Below are 5,441 nucleotides of genomic sequence, written 5' to 3' on the forward strand. Positions count from 1 at the left end.
CTCGCCGAAACGCGATTGGCACGCGATGGCCTGCATCGCCGAAATCGTCTTCCGCTTCGACGTGGTCGCCGTCCAGGAAACGCGGCGCAACGTCACCGCCCTGCAACACCTGATGGCCCAGCTCGGTAACCAGTGGCGCTTCATCACCTCGGATGTCACCGAAGGTGACGCCGGAAACGGTGGCTCCATGACGACGAGACCGCCACCCCAAGTGGCCCAGGACGTGCAATCTATCAGCACAGCCTTGGACGAGCAGCTTCCACCAAAAACTGCCTCCAACCTGTTGGTCGGCACATGGAATATCCGTGCCTTCAGCGACCTGACCGAGAAGTGGCATGCCGACGAAGACGACTCGCCGAAACGCGATTGGCACGCGATGGCCTGCATCGCCGAAATCGTCTTCCGCTTCGACGTGGTCGCCGTCCAGGAAACGCGGCGCAACGTCACCGCCCTGCAACACCTGATGGCCCAGCTCGGTAACCAGTGGCGCTTCATCACCTCGGATGTCACCGAAGGTGACGCCGGAAACGGCGAACGCCTCACCTACATCTACAACACCACCCGTGTGCAACCCTCCGGCCTGGTCGGCGAAATCGTGCTGCCCCCATCGGCTGAGGGGCCGGTGGAGCAGTTCGCCCGCACCCCCTACACGGCCAGCTTCCTGCGCGGGAACGTCGAGTTCAGTCTCACCACCGTGCACGTGCTCTGGGGAAACGACCCCGAAGAACGCCTCCCCGAACTAACCAACTTCGCCCAATGGATGCGCAACCGAGCGCGACGGCCATTGGAACGAGAACCTGCTGGTCCTGGGCGACTTCAACCTCGACCGCAAAGACGACCCCCTCTACAAAGCGTTCGCCTCCACCGGGCTGCGCCCGGCGCCTGAATTGAACGGTGTCCCACGGACCATCTTCAGCAACGACAACTCCGGCCACTTCTACGACCAGATCGCCTGGTTCCACAACGAAGACAAACCTGCTCAAATCGTTGGACTACACCGGCCAAGCCGGCCACTTCGACTTCCTCCCCCACGTGTACGAAGACATGACCAACAACCAAATATCGTGGCGCATCTCAGACCACTACCCCCTATGGACAGAATTCAAAATCTAGCTGCAGACCGGTAGCCGGAAGCAGGCACCAGTGGGGATAGCTTTACTGCCGGTTAGAAGCAGTGCAGGTCGAGTCCTTTGCAGGCAGTTTTCAGTGAGGGGTCGGTCCGGTCGATCGGCTTGGTGGAAACAACCCGTAGGTGGTCTTCCCCCAGGCCTTCGTCCCTGCGGCGAAGCCAGTATGCGTAGCACCTGCCACCGAGTTTGCTGCTGTAGGTAACCCCGGCCGGCTGTCTCCCATCGTCGAGCACGAGGGTGCGTAGCCATTCTGCAATGCGCGTGGTCACTTCCCGGTCGGGGGCATGGACCTCGGCCAGGCTGACGGAGTCGATTCCGGTATCGGCGGCGAGCCCGGCGCCGATGGCGCTGCGGATGGCTGCCAGTGATGAGGGGTGTTCGATGTCCACCCACGCCTCGGAGGCCGGGACCTGTACCTGGTACAGGTCCCTCGATGTCCTCCATTGGGTGGGCAGGCACCCTGTGTTCATGTAGCTGCTTTCCTCCCAGTACGACTTAAAATCCCGGATGAAAGCCGGCAACGGCATTCCCAGAAAGTCGGCGTCTTTCTGCAGCGCAGAATTACCCTGCAGGCCAAGGGTGAAGGGGGCTATGACCTCGCGGAAGGCTGTCTCCACTTCCCCGGCCAGGTAAACGGTCGACCCCGGAGTGTCATAGCGTCCCCAGCCCTGCCGGTCTGAGCCGGCCACACGGGTGGGAGGATTGAGGCCGCCGTAGGTCGTTCTGGCCACTCGGTAGCCGGTGGTGAAGCCAGTATTGAGCCACAGCCCGGTGCTGGCGCATCGGCGTCCAGTCGGACTCATCCGTCGTAGGTATCTTCCAGAAACGCGGTAAAGGCGGCGACGACTTCGCGGTGCCGGTCCTCGCGGATTGCCGTCAGGGGCGTATCCTCTTTCAGACGTGGATTACCGCCGATGAACCAGGCCCGTGCGACTGAGTCGGATTCGGCGTCGGCAATGGCCAGCCACACCCGTCTGGCCAGCCGGATCCGGTTCTCGAAATCGGCCCCGGGGGCGGGCCCGTCCGGTTTGGCCCAGCGGATGGGTTGCCTGCGGTCCTTGGTGCCCGACAGTGCGGCCACCAGTGTTGGCCCCAGATGGGTGTTGAGACGCCGCACGACCTCGTGAATATCCATCCGCGCGGTTTCGGAGAACCCGTCGGCGATAATCGTTTCGATACTCATAACCCGATCTTACACTCTAAAGTCACCCAAAAGCCACCGCATCCACGTGTTTGGGTTCTCTCTGCGCACTCTGTCCGCCAGATCCATGCCAAGCCACTCCCCTCCACTGTGTAACGGGGGTCTATTCGCAGCCGATTCCGTCGCCTTCAGAATCAGTAGCCGGGGTCACCACGGTGTACAGGCGGCTCCCGCCTCGTGGGCGGCGGTGCAGTTCTCGTAGTAGACGTCTTCCGGAGCCGGCCGGTGCCCCGTCCGTTTCCGGTGTGGGTTCTTCCGTTTCGGGGTCCGGTGCGGCGGCTTTGGGTACCTCCACTCCTACCTCGACTCCCCCGTTGTCGGTCGGTACCGGCTGGTTGGGAGATGTGGTGGTGAGGATGCCGGCGATGGCGTCGTGTTCGGCCTGTGTCACCACAGGTCGTATTTGGCTTTGACGGCTGTTTGCAGGGCGACGTATTCGCAGCGGAAGCTCTTGTTCGGCGGCAGTCAGGTCGCCGCGTCTGAGTCTCCTTTGAAGGCGTTGGTGGGTCCGTCGCCGGCCAGCAGGGTCCGGCTCAGTGCTGCTCAAGCCGCCGGCGCCGGACCCGGCCGCACCGAGCGACAGCAGCTGATGGCGTGTCAATGGGCTCACTGGCTGTCCTCCTCCAGGGTCCGTAACCGCTCCCGGTACTCTTCGGTGCTCAGCTCTCCGCGGGCGTAGCGCTCTTCGAGGATTTCCCGTGCCCGGTCGCCACCGGTGCCCGGGCCGCGGCTGTTGTCGGCGCCGGCCGTGTTCTGGGGCCTGCCGGAGAGAGCCTTCACCAGCACGATTATCAGCACGATCACCCCTACGAGCACCAACAACCCGAAGATCCACATCAGACCCATACCGCCCATACCGCTGCCGTTCATCATGATCGTGCTCCTCATCTCTTGTCGTCTGTGTCATGTCAGTGTTGATCGTTGGCCCCCAGGGTGTAGCCAAGCGAACAAGGCCTCGTTACCCCACCCGGCCAGATGGAGACCCAGGACGGTAGCCCCCATGACGGTCAGGCTGCGGACCTGTCCCCGGGGACAGGACTCCAGGGTGCGAGTTTCCATACGGGGAGCTCTCCTGGAGGGCGGGAAGCCGAGGCGCGGGCGGCCGGCGTAGCCCGGGGGCTGGGTGCGCTGGTCAGCCGGCCATGGGCAGCCCGGCTGTTTCGGCGTCGTTGAACATGGCGTCAATGTGGACCACGTCCTTGCCGGCACGCTGCAGCAGGCTCGCGGCGATCCCGGATCGGTATCCTGAGGCGCAGTGCACCCAGAGCCGCCCCGGCGGAACGTCGTCCATCCGGGAGAGCAGGTCATGGACGGGAATGTTCACCGCTCCCTTGATGTGGGATTCGTCGAACTCGTCGGTGCGGCGCACATCAAAAATGACGTCGTCGCCGGTACTGCCATGGGGGACCTCGTCCCATCCGACGCGCGGGTAATTGGCGGTGGGAGCCTTCTTAGCCCATTGCTCCGGTCCGCCGCCGGTGGAAGCGTCGGGGTGGTCAATGCCGATGCGGGACAGGTCCCGGATCGCGTTCTCGACGTCTTCGTGGGAACCGACCAGCGTCAGTTTCTCGTTCCAGGGCAGCACCCAGCCGAGGTAGCCGGTGAAACTGGCACCGTTGCCGTATTCGAAACTGACCGACCCGTCCAGGTGGTTGCTGGAGAACGCCGTGCGGTTACGCAGGTCAATGACCCACTCGCCGTCGTTGAGGCGGCGGCTGAGTTCGCCCGCGTCGACCGATTCGGGCACCGTCAGATCCGCCGGGCCGGGGCCTTCGAGGTTCAGCGGGCTCATGTGTGCGTAGTAGGACGGGTAGGCGGTGAGGTTGGCGATCAGCTCGGATACGAAGTGGTCTTCATCCGGGTCCGTCAATGCGTGGTTTTCGCTGGCCTGTTCGGCGATGGTTGATGAGTCCACGCCTGAGGCCGGCCCGCTGGAGCAGAAAGAGCCGAAGCCGTGGGTTGGATACAGGGGTGCCTGCTGTGCGGCTTCTTCGACAAGGCGCCGGGCCGAGGCATACTGCTCGCGGGTCAACGTCTCGGTGTCTTCCGGGCGGACCAGGTCCGTGCGGCCGACCGAACCATAGAGCAGGCTTCCGCCGGAGAACACAGCCTGCTCGCCGTCGTTACTGACGATGTAGGAGAGGTGCGTGTGGGTGTGCCCGGGGGTGGCCAGCGCCTTCACCGTCAAATTCCCCACGTGGACGACCTCGCCATCTTTGATGGGTGTGCGTTCGTAGTCGACCGGATCGGCGGCGTTGACCAGGTACTGCGCCCCGTGTGCCTTCGCCAGCATTAGACCGCCGGTGAGGTAGTCGTTGTGGATGTGGGTTTCGGCGACGTGGGTGATGCGCACTCCGGCATCGCGCACAGCGGCTTCGAGCCGGTCCGTATCGCGCTGCGGGTCGATCACCAGTGCACTCGTGCCATCGTGGACCAGGTAACTGCGGTCTCCCAGCTGCGGGGTCTCGATCGTGATGACGTCCATGGGATTACTCCTTCAGTACGTGTACACCTGTTCAGGTGGTGGTAATTCGTGCGGACTTTCAGGCCCCGGCTGCGGGTAGTTGAGCCAGTGCGGCACGCAGGCGGGTATCGGCGTCGTTGGCCACCTCGCGGACAGCGTCGGTCCCGCTGAGCTGGACCATGGTCTGCGGGTCGATGGCCTGGACCACCGTGGTGCCGGAGGAGGCTCCGCGGCGTACGACGACGTTGCAGGGCAGCAGCGCCCCGAGGTCCGGTTCGGCGGCGAGACCGCGCTGGGCCAGGGCGGGGTTGCAGGCACCGAGGATGACGTAATCGCCCAGCTCTTCGCCGGCACCTGCGCCGAGTTTGTTCTCGAACGTGGAGCGGACATCTATTTCCGAGAGGATGCCAAAACCCTGCTCCGATAAGGCAGCCTTGGTCCGCTCCACTGCGGTCGTGTAGGGCAGGTCGACGGTAACGGTGTGGGTGTAACTCATGTGCTGCTCCTTGATCATTGGTTCTGTTGTGCCGGGTGATGATTGTTGACCGGCGCGGCCGGGCTGAAGCTCAGGCGAGCGAGAGGAAGAGTTTTTCCAGGTCCTTCTTGTCGATACTGGGGTCCTCCTGATCCATGCACTGCTGAAGCC

7 protein-coding genes are annotated in these 5,441 nt (G+C 63.6%); 1 reads left to right on the forward strand and 6 read right to left on the reverse strand.

What is annotated here, in order from left to right:
* The coding region (locus tag Y707_RS32070; RefSeq protein WP_503487601.1) for an exonuclease/endonuclease/phosphatase family protein at positions 1-886 on the forward strand (886 nt) is incomplete at its 5' end.
* 279 nt (positions 887-1,165) lie between these two features.
* Here Y707_RS32070 and Y707_RS23240 read toward each other — a convergent pair.
* The 6 genes from Y707_RS23240 to Y707_RS0103900 all read right to left on the reverse strand — a co-directional run bounded on the left by Y707_RS23240 (position 1,166) and on the right by Y707_RS0103900 (position 5,291).
* Positions 1,166-1,933 (reverse strand): RES domain-containing protein, encoded by a 768-nt coding sequence (locus tag Y707_RS23240; protein WP_051441624.1) that lies wholly within the window; start codon positions 1,931-1,933, stop codon positions 1,166-1,168.
* On the reverse strand, positions 1,930-2,313 hold the full coding sequence (locus Y707_RS0103880) for a hypothetical protein (RefSeq protein WP_026534108.1): 384 nt from the start codon (positions 2,311-2,313) through the stop codon (positions 1,930-1,932). Before Y707_RS0103880 ends, Y707_RS23240 begins: the two co-directional genes overlap by 4 nt.
* A 121-nt stretch (positions 2,314-2,434) precedes the next feature.
* Positions 2,435-2,725, reverse strand: coding sequence for a hypothetical protein (locus Y707_RS33220; RefSeq protein WP_026534109.1), 291 nt, complete (start codon positions 2,723-2,725; stop codon positions 2,435-2,437).
* 212 nt (positions 2,726-2,937) lie between these two features.
* Positions 2,938-3,204: an SHOCT domain-containing protein gene (locus Y707_RS0103890; RefSeq protein WP_026534110.1), complete on the reverse strand. Its 267-nt coding sequence runs from the start codon at positions 3,202-3,204 to the stop codon at positions 2,938-2,940.
* 259 nt (positions 3,205-3,463) lie between these two features.
* Positions 3,464-4,816 (reverse strand): MBL fold metallo-hydrolase, encoded by a 1,353-nt coding sequence (locus Y707_RS0103895; RefSeq protein ID WP_026534111.1) that lies wholly within the window; start codon positions 4,814-4,816, stop codon positions 3,464-3,466.
* A 58-nt stretch (positions 4,817-4,874) separates the two neighbouring features.
* Positions 4,875-5,291, reverse strand: a complete 417-nt coding sequence (locus Y707_RS0103900) for a DUF302 domain-containing protein (RefSeq protein WP_026534112.1) — start codon at positions 5,289-5,291, stop codon at positions 4,875-4,877.
* Between the last annotated feature and the right edge of the window lie 150 nt (positions 5,292-5,441).

It is taken from the genome of Arthrobacter sp. H14, from assembly GCF_000520495.1.
Lineage (GTDB): Bacteria > Actinomycetota > Actinomycetes > Actinomycetales > Micrococcaceae > Arthrobacter_C.